Consider the following 19,862-nt stretch of genomic DNA (forward strand, 5'->3'; position numbering starts at 1 on the left):
TCCGTTTCCTCAAACCAGTCAACGCTTCTTGAAGAAACGGAACAACTGCGATTCCCGAATCAACAACCCTGCAAACAGGCTCGCCACCATCACACCGGCGAACACAGCCAACGGCGTACGCACCGCAGCCGCCAACACCGCCACCCAATGCGCCACGATGAGCGATGCCATGAGCACCGCGTGCGCGCAGTAGATCGGACGGATGTGCGTCAGCGGCTCCACTCCCCTGCCCCGGTCCGCGAGCTTGCCGCCATACAGGTTGCTCCACAGGCAGGCCGCGCCGAAGATCACCAGTCCGACACTCAGATATTGCTCCGGCGCATGCACTTCATCGCGCATGATCGGAGTCAGGTACGTGTAGAACACGTAGCTTGCGGCCGCGCCGCACACCACGTCGAGCACGCCCAGCTGGATGCAGCGGTCGAAGAACAGGCGAAACTGGGACAGGAAGCCGATTTTTGCCGCATGGCTGTTGCGCGGCAGCACGGCGACCATGCCGATGATGAGCACGACGGTAAGCGCGTTGACCAGATGGAACGCCCAACGCCAGCCGAACGCGTTGGCCACCCAAGTGCCGACCGGCACACCCACCACGGAGGCGATGGAGAAGCCGGAGAACACCCATGCGATGAATTTCGTGCGGAAGGTGTCGGTGGCCACATCGGGCGCGTAGGTCATGGCGATGGCCACCAGTGTGCCGGACACCAGCGCGATCAGGATGCGTCCGGCCATCAGCACCGCGTAGTTGGGAGCGAAGGCGCACAGCAGGTTGCCCGCCAGGAACACGCCAATCAGCGTCATATGCGTGGCGAACCGCGGGAAGCGCGCGGACAGGGCCGAACCGAGCGGCGTGACCGGCGCGTACACGAACGCGAACAGCGACACCAGATTGCCGACCGTCACCTCCGACACCTTCAATCCGACGGCGATGTCCGGCAGGATGCCGACCATGATGAATTCGCTCATGCCGAGCATGAAGCTCGAGGCGATCAGGATAAGCACCGGAAGATTGAAGAACCGTTCCTTTGCCATGCCGCATTTCCCTTCCACACCGGGACATCAATCGATTGACGTAACCAATCCGAGGCGACACTATGCCATGCGCGATACAATATGACGCACGATGACACGCAAGACGAACAGCACGCGCAAAGCACGGAAAACCCGCAATCGCAAGCCCCTCAATCTCAAGAATCTCCGCACCATGTGGCGGAAGGCGAATCCCGTCGCACGCATCGGCATGGTCGCCACCGCGACCGTGGCAGCGATCGCGGCGATCGCCATCATCGTGGGGGCGGTGCGCTTCATCGGCTGGCGCGTGCAGGTGAACGAGGCGCTCACCGCGCAAAGCCAGTCGCAGTCGCAATACGACTTCAATCCCGGCAACATCATTTCCGACGGCACGTTCTTCAACGGCAATGCGTTGAGCGAGCAGCAGGTCAGCACCATCATCGAACAGCAGGGCGTGGCCTGCAGTGGCGAACGATGCCTGAAGTCCATGACGTTCAGCACCGAATCGCAGTCCGCGGACGAATATTGCCAGGCTTATGATGGTGGCCCGAACGAAAGCGCGGCGGCGATTGTCTACAAGGCGGGCAAGGCATGCGGCATCAGCCAGAAGGTGCTGCTCACCGTGTTGCAAAAGGAGCAGCATCTGCTCACGGCCACCAATCCAAACGATTTCCAATTCAAAGCGGCGATGGGCCTGAGCTGCCCGGATGATGCGAACTGCGACCCCACCTATGCCGGCTTCTTCAAACAGGTGTACGGCGCGGCCAAACGGTACCAGTACTATCTTCGGCACGAGGGACGCTACGGCTACCATGCCGGACGGCTCAATTACATCCAGTACAATCCAAATGCCGGCTGCGGCGGCAGCAACGTGTACATCGAGAACCGGGCGACCGCGCTGCTGTACATATACACCCCGTATCAGCCGAATGCCGCGGCGCTCGAAGCGGGGGCCGGTGAAGGCGATTCCTGCTCGTCATACGGCAACCGCAATTTCGCGATTATCTACCATTCGATGTTCGGCAGCCCGCGAGGCTGATGCATCCCAATGAGGATATGCCGTTCGAGCATATCCTCGACCAGTCCGACACCGATTCCCCGTGGCCTTTCCGCCATAGACGTGTGCGAAACGCACGAGCAAGGCCGCCGCCCGGTTTATGTTCCGGACGGCGGCCTCGTGTATGACGTTTTGTCTATCGATGGTCCGCGATCACAGCTTCGGCAGATACTTCTTCAGCTCGAACGGGGTGACCTGCTTGCGGTACTCATCCCATTCCTGATGCTTGTTGCGCAGGAAGTATTCGAACGCATGCTCGCCGAGCACATCCGCCACGAAGTCGGACTTCTCCATGATCTTCAGAGCCTCGTCAAGCGATTCCGGCAGCGGCTGGATGCCCATGGCCTGGCGTTCGGCGTCGGTGAGCTCCCACACGTCGTCACTGGTCGGCTCCCCCAGCTGCATCTGCTTGTCGATGCCATCGAGTCCGGCGGCCAGCAGCACGGAGTATGCGAGGTACGGATTGGCGACCGGGTCCAACGCGCGGAATTCCATACGGGCGGAGTTGCCCTTACCTGGCTTGTACTGCGGGATGCGCAGCAACGCGGAACGGTTGTTATGGCCCCAGCAGATGTAGCTCGGCGCTTCGGCACCGCCCCACAGCCTCTTGTAGGAGTTGACGTACTGGTCGGTGACCGCGCAGATCTCGGCCGCGTGGTACAGGATGCCGGCGGCAAACTGACGTGCGGTGACGGACATATTGAATTCCTGGCCGGCCTCGTAGAACGCGTTGGCATCGCCTTCGAACAGGCTCAGATGCGTGTGCATGCCGGATCCCGGAGCGTCGACAAGCGGCTTCGGCATGAAGCTGGCATGGATGCCACGCTCCAGAGAGATCTCCTTGACGACGGTGCGGAAGGTCATGATGTTGTCGGCCGTGGTGAGTGCGTCCGCATATCGCAGATCGATCTCGTTCTGGCCTGGCCCCGCCTCATGATGCGAGTATTCCACCGAAATGCCCATCTGTTCGAGCATATTGACGGTGGCGCGGCGGAAGTCCATGCCAGGGCTACGCGGCACGTGATCGAAGTAACCGCCCTCGTCGATTGGTTTCGGTGTACGGGACCAATCATCCTGCTTCTCGAACAGGTAGAACTCGATTTCCGGATGCACGTAGAACGTGAATCCCTTTTCCTTGGCTTTGGCCAGCGCCTGCTTGAGCACATGGCGTGGATCGCCCAACGATGGCTCGCCATCGGGGGTGAGCACGTCGCAGAACATACGTGCGGTGCCCTGCGGGCCTCCGCGCCACGGAAGAATCTGGAACGTCGACGGATCGGGCTTGACGATCATATCGTCTTCGGACACGCGGGTGAGGCCTTCCACGGCGGAACCGTCGAATCCGAGCCCTTCCTCGAATGCGGCTTCCAGTTCCGCCGGCGCGATGGCCACGGACTTCAGTGTTCCCAACACATCCGTGAACCATAGACGAATGAAGCGCACGTCGCGTTCCTCGACCGTGCGCAAAGCAAACTCTTGCTGTTTATCCATAGTGTCCAATCGTTCCATGCGCATGTTACGAACGTCGTTAACACATGCCGTGTCGCGACATGTCAGCGTGCGACTTCGAGGGCTTCCTCCAGCGTGAAGGCGCGCGCGTACAGCGATTTGCCGAGAATCGCGGCGTCCACGCCCAGTTCGGCGAGCTCCTTGATGTTGCGCAGGTCGTCGAGCTTGGAGATGCCACCGGATGCGGTGACCTTCGCGTCGGTGCGGGACGCCACTTCGCGCAGCAGCTCGATGTTCGGGCCGCTCATCATGCCGTCGCGTGCCACGTCGGTGACCACGTAACGGGAGCAGCCGACGGAGTCGAGGAACTTCATGGTCTCGAACAGGTCGCCACCTTCCTTCACCCAGCCGCGGGCCGCGAGGGTGTGGCCGCGCACGTCAAGGCCGACGGCCACACGGTCGCCGTACTTCTTGATGACGGAAGCGGTCCAGTCGGGGTTCTCCAGAGCCGCGGTGCCGATGTTCACGCGGGCCGCGCCGGCTTCGAGCGCCGCGTCGAGCGAGGCGTCGTCGCGCACGCCGCCGGACATTTCGATGTTGACCTTGTCGCCCAGTTCCTTGACGATGGCGCGCAGCTGGTCACGGTTGTTGCCGGTGCCGAATGCGGCGTCGAGATCGACGAGGTGGATCCATTCCGCACCCGATTCCACCCACGTGCGGGCGGCTTCCAGCGGGGAGCCGTAGTCGGTTTCGGAGCCGGATTCGCCTTGGCGCAGGCGCACGGCCTTGCCATCACGGACGTCGACGGCGGGAAGCAGCGTCAAAGACATGTCATACCTTTCGTTGCGTTGAACGGTTTTCGGCCGTTCAACGGATCTTGCGATTACCGATTTGAATTTACGATTTTGCGATTGTTGCGATTGCCTTGCACGAATCCGCGTTCAGAACGTCGCAACCCAGTTACGCAGCAGCTGCGCGCCGGCTTCGGCGGATTTCTCCGGATGGAACTGCGTGGCGAACAACGGTCCACGTTCGTAGGCGGCCACGAATCGGCTGCGCCCGTAGGTGCACCACGTCACATGCTCTTCCGCATCGCCGAAGTCCAGCTGGTCGGCGGAGGTGTCGGCAGGCGAAGCGCTCATCGCGGCAAAGGAGTGCACGAAATAGAATCGTTCGTTCTCCACGCCCTTGAGCAACACGGAACCTTCCGGCGCTTCGACGGTGTCCCAACCCATGTGCGGCACCACGTCGGCGTCGAGCAGCTCGACATCGCCCTTGATCAGACCGAGACCGGGCGTGCCGTCGCCATGTTCCATGCCACGTTCGAACATGATCTGCTCGCCCACGCAGACGCCGAGCACCGGGCGGCCGGCGCGCAGACGGTCTTTGATGACCCTGTCTCCGCCGACGCTTTTCAGTCCTTCCATGCATGCGCCGAACGCGCCCACACCCGGCACCACCAGTCCGTCGGCTTCCAGAGCCTGACGATGGTCGGACGTGAGGGTCACGTCGAGGTCGAGATTGGCCAGCGCGCGCACCATGGAACGCACGTTGCCGAAACCGTAATCGAACACCACCACGGAAGTCATGGGCGCTCTCCTTCTTTTGCTTGCCGAAGAATCCATCCTTCGGGGAAAAACTTATTCGATGCTTGACGAACCACGACCGAATCGCGTGTGCTCGGCGAGGATCTTCATGGCGTCATCACGGGTCAGGCTTGCGGAATCGACGGTTTCCACGCCGGAATCACGCACCCCCTGAACGTCGGTGATGCCCAGCAGCAGGTCTTCGACGAACGGCGCGGTGGAGGTGAGCAGCACCGGTGGCGCGAACGTCTGGCCGACCTTGCCTTGCAGGTACATCGTCGCCTCGAGCTTGTCCGCACGGTTGATCGCGAGGACGGCAGGCATGCCGGAGACCACGGTGGTCAGATCTTTGATGGCCGCTTCCGGGCCATCGCCGTCGAGATTGCGTAATACAGCGACCGCGCCTTGCGGTGAGGCGAGGCATTGCGCGGAGATGTCGGACAGTTGGCAGAACGCGGCGAACAGGCGTGCGGAGGCAAGTCGGGTGATGATCACCGCGACTTTCGCACGGTTGCCCAGCAGCCCCTGCAACTCGTCGTCGAATGACAGCGAGTTCTCGGCTTCGGACAGTACCGCGTCGGCTTCCTTCGATTGCAGGCCGTCCTGCGATTCGTCGGAAGACGCATCGGAATTAACCGTCTCATCCGGCTGATCGAATGGCACCTGCGCGGGAGCATCGTTCTGTTGGGCAGCTTCCTCGTCCTGGAATTCCTTTTCGAAGCCGGCCATGGCCGCTTCCAGCTCCTCTTCGCTGAAATGCATGCCGTCGTCGTTGGTCTTCCCCAAGCCGTCGAAACCGTTCAAATCGTCCTTGTCGTCGGACATCACAGCGCGCCCTTCGTGCTGGGAATGCCGTCGACGCGCGGATCGGGTTCGATGGCGAAACGCAATGCGCGGGCCAAAGCCTTGAATTCGACTTCGGCGATGTGGTGCGGGTCGCGGCCGGAAATCACGTGCAGGTGCAGGCAGATGCCGGCATGCATGGCGATGGATTCCATGACATGGCGAACGAGCGAACCGGTAAAATGCCCGCCAATCATGCAGTATTCGAAGCCTTCCGGCTCTCCGGTGCACACGCAGTACGGGCGGCCGGAAATGTCGACGACGGCTTTGGCGAGTGCCTCGTCGAGCGGCACGGTGGCGTCGGCGAAACGGCGGATGCCACGCTTGTCTCCGAGGGCCTGCTTCAGAGCCTCGCCGAATACGATGGCGATGTCTTCGACGGTGTGGTGCGCGTCGATGTCGGTGTCCCCGGTGGCTTTGATTTTCAGGTCGATCAGCGAATGCTTGCCGAGCGCCGTCATCATGTGATTGTAGAACGGCACGGATGTGTCGATGTCGGTTTTGCCGGTTCCGTCGAGGTTGAGACTCAGCTCCACCTTGGATTCGCTGGTTTCACGAACGATGGTTGCAGTACGTGCCATGTTGCGACTCCTTTTGCGATGTTGCAGTTGCGATATTACAGCTACGATATTGCGATTGCGGTGGTTGCGTCTTCCGCAGCCACCGCGATTCTGTTCTGTTTCAAGCTTATTGCCGAATACTGTCACGAACTTCCGTTCCGGACAGTATCCCAGCTTGCGTTCCGGCTTGTTCAGCCCTGTTCCACGATGCGCAGCACTTCGACCAACGCCTCACGGAACCGTGCCATTTCCTCGTCGGTGCCCATGCACACTCGCATCCAGCCTTCCGGACCGACGACGCGGATGAGCACGCCGCGCTTCAACAGTTCGTCGAAGATGCGGTCGCGGTCGTCGAAATGGCCGCCGAAGAGAATGAAGTTCGACTGGGTTTCGGCCACTTCGAGCGGCTGGCCCTTGTAGGTCTGCTCCTTGAGCCATGCGGAGGTGGCGTTGCGGGTTTCGCGCAGGTGCGCCACGCGGCTCAGCTGTTCGTCGGTGTGTTCGAACGCGGCGAGGGCGGCGGCCTGGGTGACGGCGGACAGGTGGTACGGCATGCGCACGATGCGCACGCAGTCGATGATGCCCTTGTTGGCGGCCAGGTAGCCGACGCGTGCGCCGGCGAAGGCGAACGCCTTGCTCATGGTGCGGCTGACGGCGAGGTTTTCGTATTCGCCGATGAGTTCCAGCGCGGTGGGCGTGCCCGGATCTCGGAATTCGATGTACGCCTCGTCCACCACGACCACCGGATGCACGCCTTCGGCGGCGCCTGCCACTTCGGCGGTACGGGCGGCTTCGAGCACGCGCTTCAGATCTTCCGGCTTGAGCGGGGTGCCGGTCGGATTGTTCGGGCTGGTGAGCACGATCATGGCCGGCTTGACGTCTTCGATCGCCTTGATGGTGGCGTCCACGTCAAGCGTGAAGTCGGCGTTGCGGTGCGCAAGCTTCCACGTGGTGAACGTGTCGCGCGCGTATTCCGGATACATGGAGTACGTCGGATCGCAGCCGAGCGCGATGCGGCCGGGGCCACCGAACGCCTGGAACAGCTGCAGCATGATCTCGTTGGAGCCGTTGGCGCCCCACAACTGGTCGACGCTGAGCTTCACGCCCGATTCGCGTTCCAGATATGTGGAGAAAGCCTTGCGCAGTTCGATATGCTCGCGGTCCGGATAGCGGTTGAGCGTCGGGGCGATCTCCTTGACACGCTGGGCGATGGTTTCCACCACGGCCGGTTCGGGCGCGTACGGATTCTCGTTGACGTTGAGGCACACCGGCACGTCGAGCTGCGGCGCGCCGTACGGTTCTTCGCCGATCAGGTCGTTGCGCAGCGGCAGATATGCCGGAATCGCGTTGCTGGAAGTCTCGCTCATCGGAGGCCGGCCTGCTCTTCCTGTTCCTTGATGGTCGCCTTGTTGTACGGGTCGTCGATGAAGCGGCTCAGCACGCATTCGCCGTGTGCCGGCAGATCTTCGGAGACGGCGAAGGCGTTCACACGGGCGGCGAGGGTCTTCAGTCCCTGCTCGTCGTATTCGATGACTTCGACCGGCTTCATGAAGGTGTGCACGCCGAGGCCGGCGGCGAAGCGCGCGGTGCCGGAGGTCGGCAGCACGTGGTTGGAACCGGACATGTAGTCGCCCAGCGGAACCGGGGAGTACGGGCCACGGAAGATGGCGCCGGCGTTGCGGATCTTGGCGATCACGGCATCCGGATCAGCGGTCTGCACTTCAAGGTGTTCGGCCGCGTACGCGTTGGCCGCGTCGATGGACTGTTCGATGCCGTCTGTGAGGATGATGCCGGACTGGCGGCCGCGCAGCGACGTGTTGACGCGCTCGGCGTGTTCGGTGCGAGGCACGCGGTACTTGAGGCTTTCCTGCACCTTGTCGGCGATGTCTTCGCTGTCGGTGATAAGCACGGAGCCGGCGAGCTCGTCATGTTCGGCCTGGCCGATCAGATCGGCGGCGAGCCAGCTTGGGTTGGCGCCCTTGTCGGCGATGATGGCGATTTCGGTCGGACCGGCGACGGCGTCGATGCCGACGATGCCGGAGACCATGCGCTTGGCGGTGGCGACGAAGATGTTGCCCGGGCCGGTGATCTTGTCCACCGGATCGCACAGGATCTCGCCGTCCTGCGGTTCGGAGCCCTTGGCGCCGTAAGCGAACATGGCGATGGCCTGAGCGCCGCCGACCGCGTACACCTCGTCCACGCCGAGGATGGCGCAGGTGGCGAGGATGGTCTTGTCCGGCAGACCGTCGGAGCTGCTGCGGCTCGGCGGGGTGGCGATGGCCAGCGATTCGACGCCTGCGGCCTGCGCCGGCACCACGTTCATGATGACGGAGCTCGGGTAGACGGCCTTGCCTCCCGGCACGTACAGGCCGACGCGCTGCACCGGAATCCAACGTTCGGCGACGCGCGCGCCTTCGGCCAGGTCGGTGTGGAACGGGGCCGGCACCTGGGATGCGGATACGGCGCGGCAGCGGCGCACGGATTCCTCGATGGCGGCGCGCACTTCCGGATCGAGCTCGTCGACGGCGGCCTTCATGGCCTCGACCGGCACACGCAGATGCTCGGGACGGATATGGTCGAACTTCTCCGCGAAGTCGCGCAGGGCCGCAGCGCCGCGGGCCTTCACATCATCGAGAATCGGCTGTACGAGCTCAGTGGCCTCGTTGGTGCCCATCTCGGCGCGGGGCATGGCTTCCAGCATTTCAGCTCGGGTCAGCTTCTTGCCGCGCAGGTCAATGATTCGCATATAGTTTTCTTCGCTCATAACGCCCCATGGTAACAACGCCAAGTCACGAGAACGTCCCGTCGTCTCACATTCAGCCGCATTGTGAGACACGCAGATCCGCCGTTTTCCATGCCATGCCGATTTCCGCGAAAAATATATGCCGGTCGACGCCATTCAGCATCGGCCGGCAATCAAAAACCTGTTCAGGTCAAACCGTTCAAGTCAAACCGCTCAGGCCAACGGAAGCGAGCTCGGTCCGAAGAGAATCTTGATTTCGGCGAACAGCGACGTGTCGCGTTTGACGCGGAACCGGTCTCCGAACGTCAGCACCTTGGCGTTGCCTTTGTCGTCCATCAACGCCAGTTTCACCTCGCATGGGCCGGGATGGCTGGTCAGAATCTGCCCGAGCCGCCGCACATGCGACTGGTCGAGCGCGATCGGCGGCAGCACAATCGTCAGCGGACGTTCATCCTGCGCCTCCAACGTCGGCACGGTGAATTCGGTGGCGCGCATGCTCACTGTCTCATCGCGCTTCTCCACCTGGCCGCGGATCTGTACCACGGTGTCGACGGCGAGCTCGGGCGCGGCGGCCTCGTACACCTTGCCGAAGAACATGCATTGGATGGAACTTTCCAAATCCTCGACGGTTACGATGGCCCACGGATTGCCCTTTTTCGACACGCGGCGGTCCACATTCGTGATCAGGCCCGCGATCGTCACCTGCTGGCCGTCCGGCATGCTTCCCGCGCGGTCGATCAGGTGCGCTATCGACATTTCGCGCAACGACACCAGAATCGACTGCATGCCGCTCAACGGATGGTCGGACACGTACAGGCCAAGCATCTCACGTTCGAAGTTGAGCTTGGTTTTCTTGTCCCACTCCTCCACGTCGGGCACCTGCACCATGGCGTCTCCCATGGCGGAATCGTTCTCTTTGGAATCGTCCAGGTCGGCGAACAGGTCGAACTGGCCTTCCGCCTGCTTGCGTTTCAGGCCGACGACCGAATTGATGGCCGTTTCGTGGATGGTGAACAGCGCACGACGGTTCGGGTCGATCGAGTCGAACGCGCCGGCCTTGATCAGCGATTCCACCAATCGCCTGTTCAGCGCCTCCAACGGCACGCGTTTGATGAAATCGGTGAAGTTCACGTACTTGCCGTGGCCGTTCTCACGTTCCGCGATGATCGCATCGACCGCGTTCTTGCCGACGTTGCGGATGGCGCCGAGGCCGAATCGCACGACGTCGCCGACTGCCGAATACTCGTACACCGACTCGTTCACGTCCGGAGAAAGCACCTGGATGCCCATGCGTCGCGCCTCGCCCAGGTACAGCGCGGTCTTGTCTTTGTTCGTGCTGGCGCCTTGCAGCAGGGCGGCCATGAACTCCACCGGATAATGCGTTTTCAGATACGCGGTCCAGTAGGAGATCAAACCGTATGCGGCCGAATGCGCCTTGTTGAACGCGTAGCCGGAGAACGGCACGAGGATGTCCCACACGGCCTGCGCGGCCTCTTCGGAATATCCATGCTCCTTCATGCCGGCGAAGAACGGAATCTTCTCCTTGGCCAGCACTTCCGGCTTCTTCTTGCCCATCGCTCGACGCAGCACGTCTGCCTTGCCCAGCGAATAGCCGGCGAGGATTCGCGCCGCGGACTGCACCTGCTCCTGGTAGACGATCAGACCGTAGGTCTCGTCGAGCACTTCCTTAAGCGGTTCGGCCACTTCGGGGTGGATTGGCGTGATCTTCTGCAGACCGTTCTTGCGCTTCGCATAGTTGGTGTGCGAATCCATATCCATCGGACCTGGACGGTACAGCGCGATCAGTGCGGAAATATCGTTGAAGTTGTTCGGCTTCAACGTTTTCAGCAGCGAGCGCATGCCGTCGGAATCGAGCTGGAACACGCCGAGCGTGTCGCCACGGGACAGCAGGTCGTAGGTGGGGCGGTCGTCCAGCGGAATCTTCGTATGGTCGATGCGTTCCTTGCCGTTCGCCTCGATGTTGTTCAGGGTGTCTCGAATCACCGTCAAGTTGGAAAGTCCGAGGAAGTCCATCTTGACCAGACCGAGCGTTTCGCACGTATGGTATTCGAGCGTGGTGGTGACGGTGCCGTCGGTACGTTCCAGCAGCGGCGACGTGTTGGTGATCGGCTCGCTGCCCATGATGGTGGCGCAGGCGTGCACACCGGTCTGACGAATCAGACCTTCGATGCCCATCGCCTCGTCCGTGATGCGTTTCGTGTCCGGGTCGGAATCGTACAGTTCGCGGAATTCGCGTGCTTCCGCGTATCGTTTCGCGCTTGGGTCGAAGATGTCGTGCAGCGGAATGTCCTTGCCGCCGGTCTGTGCGGGAGGCAGGGCTTTGGTGATCTTGTCTCCGACGGAGAAGTCGTATCCCATGATGCGGGCGGAGTCCTTCAGCGCCTGCTTGGTTTTGATGGTGCCGTAGATCACGCACTGCGCCACTTTGTCACGTCCGTATTTCTCACCCACGTAGTCGAGCACGCGTCCACGACCGTCCGGGTCGAAGTCGACGTCGATATCAGGCAGTGAGACACGTTCCGGATTGAGGAATCGTTCGAAGATCAGACCATGTTCAAGCGGATCAAGTTCGGTGATGCCCATCGCATACGCGACCATGGCGCCTGCGGCGGAGCCACGGCCCGGCCCCACCATCACGCCGTGGGCCTTCGCCCAGTTGATGTAGTCGGCCACGACGAGGAAGTAGCCGCAGAACTGCATCTGGCAGATCACGCCGCATTCGTAGTCGGCCTGCCGCAGCACTTCGAGCGACGGCTTGCCGTTGTACCGGCGTTCCAGGCCTTCCTCGACCTTCTTCAGGAACAGCGACGTCTCGTCCCAGCCTTCCGGACAGTCGAATTGCGGCATGAACGCGCCGTCTTCATGATCGTCAAACATGACGTTGCAGCGTTCGGCGATCTCCAACGTGTTGTCGCACGCTTCGGGAAGGTCTTTGAACAGTTCGCGCATTTCCTCGGCGGATTTGATGTAGTAGCCGGTGCCGTCGAATTTGAATCGGCCCGGCTCGTCCAGCGTGGAGCCGGAGTTGATGCACAGCATGGCGTCCTGCGCGCCGGCGTCTTCGGCACGCGTGTAATGGGAATCGTTGGTGGCCAGCAGCGGCGCGTTGAGCTTTTTTGCGATGTCGAGCAGCCCGTCGGTCACTTGCTTTTCGATTTTCAGGCCGTGGTCCATGAATTCGATGTAGAAATTATCGCGGCCGAAAATGTCTTGGAATTCGCCGGCGGCACGCAACGCGTCATCGAACTGGCCCAGGCGCAGACGAGTCTGGATGATGCCCGACGGGCAGCCGGACGAGGCGATGATGCCTTTCGAATATTTGGCGAGGATTTCCTTATCCATACGCGGATAGCGCATGACTCGGCCTTCAAGGTTCGCGTCGGTGGAGGCTTTCATGAGGTTGACGAGGCCTTCGTCGTTTTCTGCCCACATGGTCAGGTGGGTGATGACACCGCCGCCGGACACATCATCCGGGTTACGGCGGCGATGCAGCGGATCCAGATCCGGATTCCAGTTGGTGTCCCAGCTCACACGGGTGGGGTCCTGACGTGCGGTTTCCGGCGTCACATAGGCTTCGATGCCGATGATCGGCTTGATGCCGGCGTTGACCGCGGCGCTCCACATCTCATACGCGCCATGCATGTTGCCGTGGTCGGTGATGCCGACGGCCGGCATGCCCAGTTCCTTGGCGCGCTTGACCAGATCCGGTATTTTCGATGCGCCGTCGAGCAGCGAATAATGCGTGTGATTATGCAGTTGCACGAAATTTGCGGAAGTAGCCATGCGTTCCAATTTAGCTGGGCTTCATGACGGCGTGGAGTCGTTTCTGGCCGTCCGGCCACACTTTTATAGGGACTGGTCGGCGTGCCGTGCGCGCATCACGTCAAGCGCATGCTGCAGGTCGGCGGGATAGTGCGATTTCACCGTGGTCCACACGTGCGTACGCGGATGGCGGAATTCCAATTGCATGGCGTGCAGCCATTGCCGTTCAAGGCCAAGCGCCTCGCTCAGCTGCGGATTCGCGCCGTACATGGCGTCCCCCGCCAACGGATGCCCGATGGATGAGAAATGCACGCGGATCTGATGGGTGCGGCCGGTTTCCAGGTTCACGGATACGAGCGTGGCTTCGCCGAAACGTTCCATCACGTCCCAATGCGTGATGGCCTCTTTGCCGGCCGGTGTCACGCAGAAGCGGAAGTCGGAGACTTTGGCGCGTCCGATCGGCGCTTCGATGGTGGCTTTGTCTTCTTTGAGATTGCCCTGCACGAGTGCGTGATATGTTTTGACGACCTCATGTTCGGCGAACTGCCGGCGCATCTCCACGTACGCAAGATCGGACTTGCATACGAGCATCAGTCCCGATGTGCCCACGTCGAGTCGTGACACGATGCCTTGACGGCCTGCCGCGCCATATGACGTGATGTGCACTCCCCTGTCGATCAGGCTGCCAAGCACCGTCGGACCGGTCCATCCGACGGATGCGTGCGCGGCGACGCCGACCGGCTTGTCCACCACGACCACATCGTCGTCCTCATAGACGACGGCCATGTCATGGGCGATCGGTTCCGGTTCGGACCGTTCCTCGACGATGTCGAATTCTACGGTTTCGCCTGCCTGCAGGGTCGACGATTTGGAAATGTCCCTGCCGAGCACGCGCGCCTGTCCGCTTTCGATGAGGTCGGCCGCCTTGGCCCGGGAAATGCCAAGCATTTTGGCGACCGCGACGTCGAATCGTTTGCCGACGAGCGCGTCGGGAGCGGGTACGAGACGGCTCATGCTGCTTTCGCCCCGTCGTCGGTTGCGTTCGCATCATCACCAAGCGTCTTGCCGTTGGCCTCGTCAAGGTCCTTTTGGCTGAACGGTTCCCCGAGGAACAGCAGCAACACCGCCGCAACGCCCGCGAGCATGAGGAAGATGTCCGCCACGTTGCCGATGGACCATCCGTAGTTCAGGAAATCCACGACCTTGCCGTTGAGGAACCCTTCCGCATAGATGACGCGGTCGATGAGGTTGCCGAACGCTCCTGCGAAGGCGAAGGCGAACAGCACCGTCCATTTCATGGAAATGGTGCGGACGGCAAGTACGACCAACGCCACGCAGGCCGCCATCGCCAGCAGGGAAATCAGCCACGTCATGCCGGAGCCCATGCCGAGCGAGGCGCCTGGATTACGCACCAATGTCAACGAAAGCAGGCCGGGAATCACGCGTATGGTACGGCCATCGGCCAATGCGGACAAAGCCCACATCTTGGTGAGCTGGTCAATTGCGATCGCCGCGATCGCAATACACGCAAAGACGGCCACGCGGTCGCGCAGCCGTCTTTGATCATTCTTCATGATGTCAGACACAGGCTAATCTCAGTCGTTGTTGTCCTGAGGGTCCTGGTCGTAGTTGTTCGTATCGGACACCTGGTTGACGAGCTGGCCGAGGAAGTCGGTGAGTCGTGCACGGTATTCGGTTTCGAACTGCTTGAGGCCCTTGATGTTGCCTTCGATGACCTTGGTCTGGGTCTCGAGGTTGTCGCGGACCTGCTGGGCGTAGTCGTCGGCAGCGGTACGGGTCTTCGAATCGTAGTCGAAGGCGCGCTTCTGCACTTCGGCTTCGTAGTTGTCGGCCTCGGTGTGCTTGTCGGAGAAGTACGTGTCGGCGTCCTGGGTCTTCTGAGCCAGGTAGCCGTCGCCCTCTTCCTGCTTCTGCGCGAAGTAGGCGTCGCCTTCCTGCTGCTTCTGCTCCAGATAAGCGTCGCCATCCTGCTGCTTGCCGGCCAGATAGGCATTGCCTTCCTCGGTCTTCTGCGCAAGGTAGGCGTCGCCCTCCTCGGTCTTCTGGTTCAGGTACGCATCGCCATCCTGCTGCTTCTGTGCCAGATAGGCATCGCCATCCTGGGTCTTGCCGGACAGGTAGTTGTCGGCGTTGGCGCGGGTGTCGGTGGAGTACTGGTCAGCCTCGGAACGAGTGCGGTTGGAGTAGTCGTTGGCGCTGCCGATGATCTCTTCGTACTTGCGCTGGCTTTCCTCGGTGATCTCCTTGGCCTTGGCCTTGCCCTTGTCGACGTACTGGTCGTGCAGCTGCATGGCCAGCGTCAGCATGGCGGTGGCGCGCTCCGGCTCGGTATTGGCGCTTGCCGCGGCACCTGCGATCTTCTGCAGGCTGCCGGTTTCGGTGCTCGGCTCGGACTTGGCGACCTGTTCGCGCAGCTGTGCCTCGCGAATCTGGGAATCCTTCAGCTGCTGGGCAAGCTGCTGAATCTGCATGGCCTGCTGCTTCACCTGGGCATCCTGCTGCTGGGACTGGGCAGCATGCTCCTGAGTGAGCTGCTGGGCCTGAGCGACCTGGTCCTGCGCTTCCTGAAGCTTTGCGGTGAGCTGATCGATCTGCTCCTTCTGACGCTGAGCCACGACCACCTGCTCCTGGGCCGATGCCAGCTGACGGGACAGGTCCTCGGTCTGTGCGCGGAACGTGTCACGCTCGTGCTGCACGGCGGTAAGCTGCTCGCCAAGGTCGGCCTGACCGGCCGCTTCGGCTGCCTGGGCGGTGAGCTGATCGACCTGCGCGGACAGACGATCGATCTGCCCCTTGAGCTGCTCGTTCTGGGAAGACAGCGCACGATTGCTTTCCTCTGCCTCGGAAAGCTTGGCGGCCGCGGCCTGAGCGGCCTGAGCGGCCTGGTCTCCCGCACCAGCTGCCTGCTCGGAGGCGGACTTCAGCGTCGCGTTCTCCTGCTGCAGGGACTGGATCTGAGCATTCAACTCGGAAATCTTGGAATTGAGTCCTGCGACATCTGGGCCAAGAGACTGCGTGGCCTGTCCGCCGGCAACTGCCTGCTTGCCAAGGGCTTCCACCGTCTCGGTTACCTGATCGAGGAAGTCATCGACTTCATCGACGTCATAGCCTTCCTTGAACCTTACGGTCTGGAAAGTATGCTCCCTAATATCTTTCGGCGTCAACAGAGCCATAAATCCTTACACCTCGCTTTGGGCTTGATGCCTTACTGTTGTTGCTTTCAGTGTTCGACTCTAGCACGAAACCATAGATATTTTGCGGAAAAACGGTTTTTTAGAGGTGCTAAATAAGGAAATCAATGACCACAAGAACGAAATAAAGCACAAGATACGCGACGTCAAAATAGATCGGTCCGAGCGGAACGGGACGAATATACTGCCGCAACCACCTTAACGGCGGCTCCGTCAGCTGGTAGATGGCGTCGAACAACGAGGCCACGATTCCGCTTGGCCGCCACGTCGGCGACAATGCCAACACCCAGTCGAGAATCATGCGGACGAACAGCACCAGGATATAGGCGTTGACCAGAAAATGGACGACGCTACCAATTATCGAGAGAATCACGTTGCCACTGTATCAAGCGCGCATAACAAAATGCCCCCGCTTTCAGTGGGGGCATAATCGTCTGATTTGTGCTTGCTCTGTGCTACACGGCTCAGTCGGCGAACAGGTCGTGGGCCGGACCCTTGTCTTCAGGCTCCTCGACCTTGATGTTCACTTGGGCCGGGCTCAGCAGGAACACGCGCGGAGTGACGCGTTCGATGGAGCCGCGCACGCCGAACACCACACCGGCGGAGAAGTCGACGATGCGGTATGCCACGGCTTCGGCCACACCTGTCAGGTTCAGCACCACCGGAATGCCGTCACGAATGGCGCGACCGACCATCTGCGCATCGTCATAGGTCTTCGGATGGATGGTGGTGATGCGACTCACTCTACCCCCCTGGAACGGGTTGGACTGCTCACGCGGAGCGGACGGCGTGGAAGCGGAAGCCGAAGAGGAAGGCATCGGGGTGACGGAATGATCCGAATCGAACGAGGTCTCGCCGGTGTCGACGTCATCCTCGAAATCATCCTCACCCTCGGCGACGTCGGACATTCCCAAGTACGACATCGCGTTCTTCATGAAACCTGCCATGTATGTTCCTTTCGCGTCTACGCGTTGACTTTAGCGCAGGAAATCCGGAATATCGAGGTCGCCCGGATCGTTAGCCGAAACCACTTCATGCTCGGTGGTCTGGTCGAACGAGGCGACGTTCTGGTCCGGAGTGGACGGAATGTAGCTGGACAGCGGCTGCACCTGCGGCACCGCCGGAGTCTGCACCGGCTGCGGCTGCTGGGCGGGAGCCTGCACGCCGGCGGACAACGCGGACAGCGGTACCGTGTTTCCCTTGGCCGCGGCCGGCTTTTCTTCGGCCGGCTGGTCGGGCTTCTTAGAATTGGCATCGAAACCTGCCGCGATGACGGTGACACGCACCTCGTCGCCGTAGGCGTCGTCCAGGGACAGGCCCCAGATGATCTGCGCTTCCGGATGGATGGCCTTCTGCACCAGCGCGACCGCGGCTGCGGCTTCCTGCAGCTTCAGGTCGGTCGGACCGGCGATGTTGATCAGTGCGCCATGCGCACCCTCGATGCTTTCCTCCAGCAGCGGCGAGCTGATGGCGATTTCCGCGGCCTGCGTGGCGCGGTCCTCTCCCCGAGCGGAACCGATGCCGAACAGCGCGGTGCCGGCACCACGCAGAATCGCGTTGACATCGTTGAAATCAACGTGGATGTACGAATTCGAGGTAATCAGGTCGGTGATGCCCTGCACGCCGGCCAGCAGTGCGGTGTCGGCGGTCTTGAACGCGTCGACGATGCCAATGGTGCGGTCGGACAGTTCCAGCAGTCGGTCGTTCGGAATGACGATCAGCGCGTCGACTTCCTTGCGCAGGTTCTCGATGCCGAGCGCGGCGGAAGCGGAACGCTGCGGACCTTCGAAGCTGAACGGACGGGTCACCACGGCGATGGTCAGCGCGCCCTGCTGGTGGGCCGCACGTGCCACGATCGGGCTGGCGCCGGTTCCGGTGCCACCGCCCTCACCGCAGGTGACGAACACCATGTCGGAGCCCTTAAGCGCCTCTTCGATGTCGGACTGGTGATCCTGCGCCGCCTTGGCACCCTTTTCCGGGTCGGCGCCAGCGCCCAGACCACGGCTGGAGGCATCGTTCAGCGAGATCTTGACATCGGCGTCGGATCGCAGCAGATCCTTTGCATCAGTGTTGATCGCAATAAATTCGACGCTTTGAAGACCCTCCGCAATCATGCGATTGACAGCGTTGCCTCCGGCTCCACCGACACCGACGACCTTGATGTTGGTCTTGTCGTTGAAATTGTCAGTCTGGGCAATCTCGCTCACCATTGTCTCCTGTTCACTCACGTATATGAACAACTCTATCGCAATCGCGCCGATGATACGCGCACTTTTCCAGGCGTGTACCACCGTTTTTTCACTTTTTTGCTGTCAGCATGTTCATTCTGCCTGCGTTGACCCCTTCAGTCATTTGTACACGGCTCTTCGAACATGCGTGACGGGCTTTAGTAGCTGGCATCCATCGGGTCATCCCCGAACAGCGCCTCACGCTCCTCGTGCGTGGTTTCCCGGGATTCCAACCATCCGTAAGGCAGATGCACCTTTTTGGCGAAGCGCACGCGCCCCCTTGGCTTGTCGGCGATGCGTTCTGGGAACCGAATGTTCGGGTCGAGTCTGCCTATCTCGCGCCGGACATCCTCAAGATTTTCACATTCCATGAACGCACGGCGTGTGGAACCGCCCACGGGGAAGCCCTTCAGATACCACGCGACGTGCTTGCGCAGGTCATGCACGGCCATCCGCTCGTCACCATCATAGAATTCGGTCAGCAGTTCGGCATGCCGTTCGATCACGCGGCACACGTCGCCCAGCGTGGGGTCGACGCGCTCGTCACTGCCGGCGAACGCGTTCTTGATGTCGGCGAACAACCATGGACGGCCTTGGCAGCCGCGGCCGATCGCAACACCCGCGCAACCGGTTTCGGCGACCATCGCCAACGCGTCGTTGGCACCCCAAATATCCCCGTTGCCGAAGACGGGAATATCAAGCTCGGAAACCAGCTCGCCAATGCGGGACCAATCGGAATGCCCACCGTAATATTCGGCGGTGGTGCGCGCGTGCAGGGTGACGGCCTTGCAGCCTTCCTCCTGCGCGATGTGCCCGGCTTCGAGGAACGTCTCGTGTTCATGGTCGATGCCGACGCGGATTTTGGCCGTGACTGGTACGTTGGCCGCGTCGCACACCTTGACCACGCGTTGGATGATCTCACGGAACAGGTCCGTCTTCCATGGCAGCGCGGATCCGCCGCCACGACGCGTCACCTTGGGCACCGGGCAGCCGAAGTTGAGGTCGACATGGTCGGCCATGTTCTCGTCGATGACGATTTTCGCGGCCTGCTCCACAATCGAGGGATTGACGCCGTACAGCTGCAGCGAACGAATCTTCTCGCTGGGTGCGAAACGGCATAGGCGCAGGGCTTTCGGATTGCGGGCCACCAATGCGCGCGCGGTGATCATTTCCGCCACGTACAGACCGTCGGGACCGTAGCTTTCGCAGATCACGCGGAACGGCCAGTTGGTGACGCCCGCCATAGGCGAAAGCACCACCGGCGTTTCGACGTGCACCGGACCCAGATCAACGGGCTTTATAACGGGAGGAACCGACGGCCGTTCCGCGTCGGTACGCGGGTCGAGCACGTCGGATTCCTCGTAGGCATTCACAATGCTATCTGGCATAG

17 protein-coding genes are annotated in these 19,862 nt (G+C 61.3%); 1 reads left to right on the forward strand and 16 read right to left on the reverse strand.

The features are described from left to right. Positions 1–18 precede the first annotated feature (18 nt). A complete protein-coding gene (locus OGI63_RS11340) occupies positions 19–1,032 on the reverse strand; it encodes an MFS transporter (RefSeq protein ID WP_085347241.1) in 1,014 nt (337 codons plus the stop codon). A 91-nt stretch (positions 1,033–1,123) separates the two neighbouring features. Here OGI63_RS11340 and OGI63_RS11345 point away from each other — a divergent pair, with 91 nt between their 5' ends. After that, on the forward strand, positions 1,124–2,050 hold the full coding sequence (locus OGI63_RS11345; protein WP_011743461.1) for a hypothetical protein: 927 nt from the start codon (positions 1,124–1,126) through the stop codon (positions 2,048–2,050). Between the two features lie 171 nt (positions 2,051–2,221). Here OGI63_RS11345 and glnA read toward each other — a convergent pair whose 3' ends face one another. The 15 genes from glnA to dusB form a co-directional block, all read right to left on the reverse strand. Then, positions 2,222–3,559, reverse strand: a complete 1,338-nt coding sequence (gene glnA, locus OGI63_RS11350; protein WP_011743462.1) for a type I glutamate--ammonia ligase — start codon at positions 3,557–3,559, stop codon at positions 2,222–2,224. Positions 3,560–3,621: 62 nt separating this feature from the next. After that, positions 3,622–4,347, reverse strand: a complete 726-nt coding sequence (priA, locus tag OGI63_RS11355; protein ID WP_003810825.1) for a bifunctional 1-(5-phosphoribosyl)-5-((5-phosphoribosylamino)methylideneamino)imidazole-4-carboxamide isomerase/phosphoribosylanthranilate isomerase PriA — start codon at positions 4,345–4,347, stop codon at positions 3,622–3,624. A 111-nt stretch (positions 4,348–4,458) separates the two neighbouring features. Next, positions 4,459–5,106, reverse strand: coding sequence for an imidazole glycerol phosphate synthase subunit HisH (hisH, locus tag OGI63_RS11360; protein WP_003810827.1), 648 nt, complete (start codon positions 5,104–5,106; stop codon positions 4,459–4,461). A 51-nt stretch (positions 5,107–5,157) separates the two neighbouring features. Then, positions 5,158–5,928: a hypothetical protein gene (locus tag OGI63_RS11365; RefSeq protein WP_003810830.1), complete on the reverse strand. Its 771-nt coding sequence runs from the start codon at positions 5,926–5,928 to the stop codon at positions 5,158–5,160. Then, positions 5,928–6,527 (reverse strand): imidazoleglycerol-phosphate dehydratase HisB, encoded by a 600-nt coding sequence (gene hisB, locus OGI63_RS11370; protein WP_011743463.1) that lies wholly within the window; start codon positions 6,525–6,527, stop codon positions 5,928–5,930. The genes OGI63_RS11365 and hisB overlap by 1 nt, the downstream gene beginning before the upstream one ends. Positions 6,528–6,697: 170 nt before the next feature. Next, on the reverse strand, positions 6,698–7,873 hold the full coding sequence (locus OGI63_RS11375; protein WP_011743464.1) for a histidinol-phosphate transaminase: 1,176 nt from the start codon (positions 7,871–7,873) through the stop codon (positions 6,698–6,700). After that, complete coding sequence (gene hisD / locus OGI63_RS11380) at positions 7,870–9,252, reverse strand: histidinol dehydrogenase (RefSeq protein ID WP_107646377.1); 1,383 nt, start codon at positions 9,250–9,252, stop codon at positions 7,870–7,872. The genes OGI63_RS11375 and hisD overlap by 4 nt, the downstream gene beginning before the upstream one ends. Positions 9,253–9,462: 210 nt before the next feature. Further along, positions 9,463–13,053: a DNA polymerase III subunit alpha gene (gene dnaE / locus OGI63_RS11385; protein WP_011743466.1), complete on the reverse strand. Its 3,591-nt coding sequence runs from the start codon at positions 13,051–13,053 to the stop codon at positions 9,463–9,465. Between the two features lie 63 nt (positions 13,054–13,116). After that, positions 13,117–14,046: an RluA family pseudouridine synthase gene (locus tag OGI63_RS11390; RefSeq protein WP_003810838.1), complete on the reverse strand. Its 930-nt coding sequence runs from the start codon at positions 14,044–14,046 to the stop codon at positions 13,117–13,119. After that, on the reverse strand, positions 14,043–14,606 hold the full coding sequence (gene lspA, locus OGI63_RS11395) for a signal peptidase II (RefSeq protein WP_011743467.1): 564 nt from the start codon (positions 14,604–14,606) through the stop codon (positions 14,043–14,045). The genes OGI63_RS11390 and lspA overlap by 4 nt, the downstream gene beginning before the upstream one ends. Before the next feature lie 21 nt (positions 14,607–14,627). After that, positions 14,628–16,226, reverse strand: a complete 1,599-nt coding sequence (locus OGI63_RS11400; RefSeq protein WP_011743468.1) for a DivIVA domain-containing protein — start codon at positions 16,224–16,226, stop codon at positions 14,628–14,630. Positions 16,227–16,335: 109 nt separating this feature from the next. After that, positions 16,336–16,617, reverse strand: a complete 282-nt coding sequence (locus OGI63_RS11405) for a YggT family protein (protein WP_011743469.1) — start codon at positions 16,615–16,617, stop codon at positions 16,336–16,338. Between the two features lie 91 nt (positions 16,618–16,708). Further along, the gene (locus OGI63_RS11410) at positions 16,709–17,191 is read right to left on the reverse strand and encodes a cell division protein SepF (protein WP_011743470.1); all 483 of its coding nucleotides are present in this window, start codon (positions 17,189–17,191) and stop codon (positions 16,709–16,711) included. 30 nt (positions 17,192–17,221) lie between these two features. Next, positions 17,222–18,451, reverse strand: a complete 1,230-nt coding sequence (gene ftsZ / locus OGI63_RS11415) for a cell division protein FtsZ (protein WP_113736384.1) — start codon at positions 18,449–18,451, stop codon at positions 17,222–17,224. A 179-nt stretch (positions 18,452–18,630) separates the two neighbouring features. Beyond that, on the reverse strand, positions 18,631–19,860 hold the full coding sequence (gene dusB / locus OGI63_RS11420; protein WP_003810853.1) for a tRNA dihydrouridine synthase DusB: 1,230 nt from the start codon (positions 19,858–19,860) through the stop codon (positions 18,631–18,633). Positions 19,861–19,862 lie beyond the last annotated feature (2 nt).

It is taken from the genome of Bifidobacterium sp. KRGSERBCFTRI (genome assembly GCF_025908335.1).

Coding starts and splice junctions, on each gene's coding strand:
- OGI63_RS11340 (WP_085347241.1), bottom strand. CDS start 1,032: ATGGCAAAGGAACGGTTCTTCAATCTTCCGGTGCTTATCCTGATCGCC.
- OGI63_RS11345 (WP_011743461.1), top strand. CDS start 1,124: ATGACACGCAAGACGAACAGCACGCGCAAAGCACGGAAAACCCGCAAT.
- glnA (WP_011743462.1), bottom strand. CDS start 3,559: ATGGATAAACAGCAAGAGTTTGCTTTGCGCACGGTCGAGGAACGCGAC.
- priA (WP_003810825.1), bottom strand. CDS start 4,347: ATGTCTTTGACGCTGCTTCCCGCCGTCGACGTCCGTGATGGCAAGGCC.
- hisH (WP_003810827.1), bottom strand. CDS start 5,106: ATGACTTCCGTGGTGGTGTTCGATTACGGTTTCGGCAACGTGCGTTCC.
- OGI63_RS11365 (WP_003810830.1), bottom strand. CDS start 5,928: ATGTCCGACGACAAGGACGATTTGAACGGTTTCGACGGCTTGGGGAAG.
- hisB (WP_011743463.1), bottom strand. CDS start 6,527: ATGGCACGTACTGCAACCATCGTTCGTGAAACCAGCGAATCCAAGGTG.
- OGI63_RS11375 (WP_011743464.1), bottom strand. CDS start 7,873: ATGAGCGAGACTTCCAGCAACGCGATTCCGGCATATCTGCCGCTGCGC.
- hisD (WP_107646377.1), bottom strand. CDS start 9,252: ATGCGAATCATTGACCTGCGCGGCAAGAAGCTGACCCGAGCTGAAATG.
- dnaE (WP_011743466.1), bottom strand. CDS start 13,053: ATGGCTACTTCCGCAAATTTCGTGCAACTGCATAATCACACGCATTAT.
- OGI63_RS11390 (WP_003810838.1), bottom strand. CDS start 14,046: ATGAGCCGTCTCGTACCCGCTCCCGACGCGCTCGTCGGCAAACGATTC.
- lspA (WP_011743467.1), bottom strand. CDS start 14,606: ATGAAGAATGATCAAAGACGGCTGCGCGACCGCGTGGCCGTCTTTGCG.
- OGI63_RS11400 (WP_011743468.1), bottom strand. CDS start 16,226: ATGGCTCTGTTGACGCCGAAAGATATTAGGGAGCATACTTTCCAGACC.
- OGI63_RS11410 (WP_011743470.1), bottom strand. CDS start 17,191: ATGGCAGGTTTCATGAAGAACGCGATGTCGTACTTGGGAATGTCCGAC.
- dusB (WP_003810853.1), bottom strand. CDS start 19,860: ATGCCAGATAGCATTGTGAATGCCTACGAGGAATCCGACGTGCTCGAC.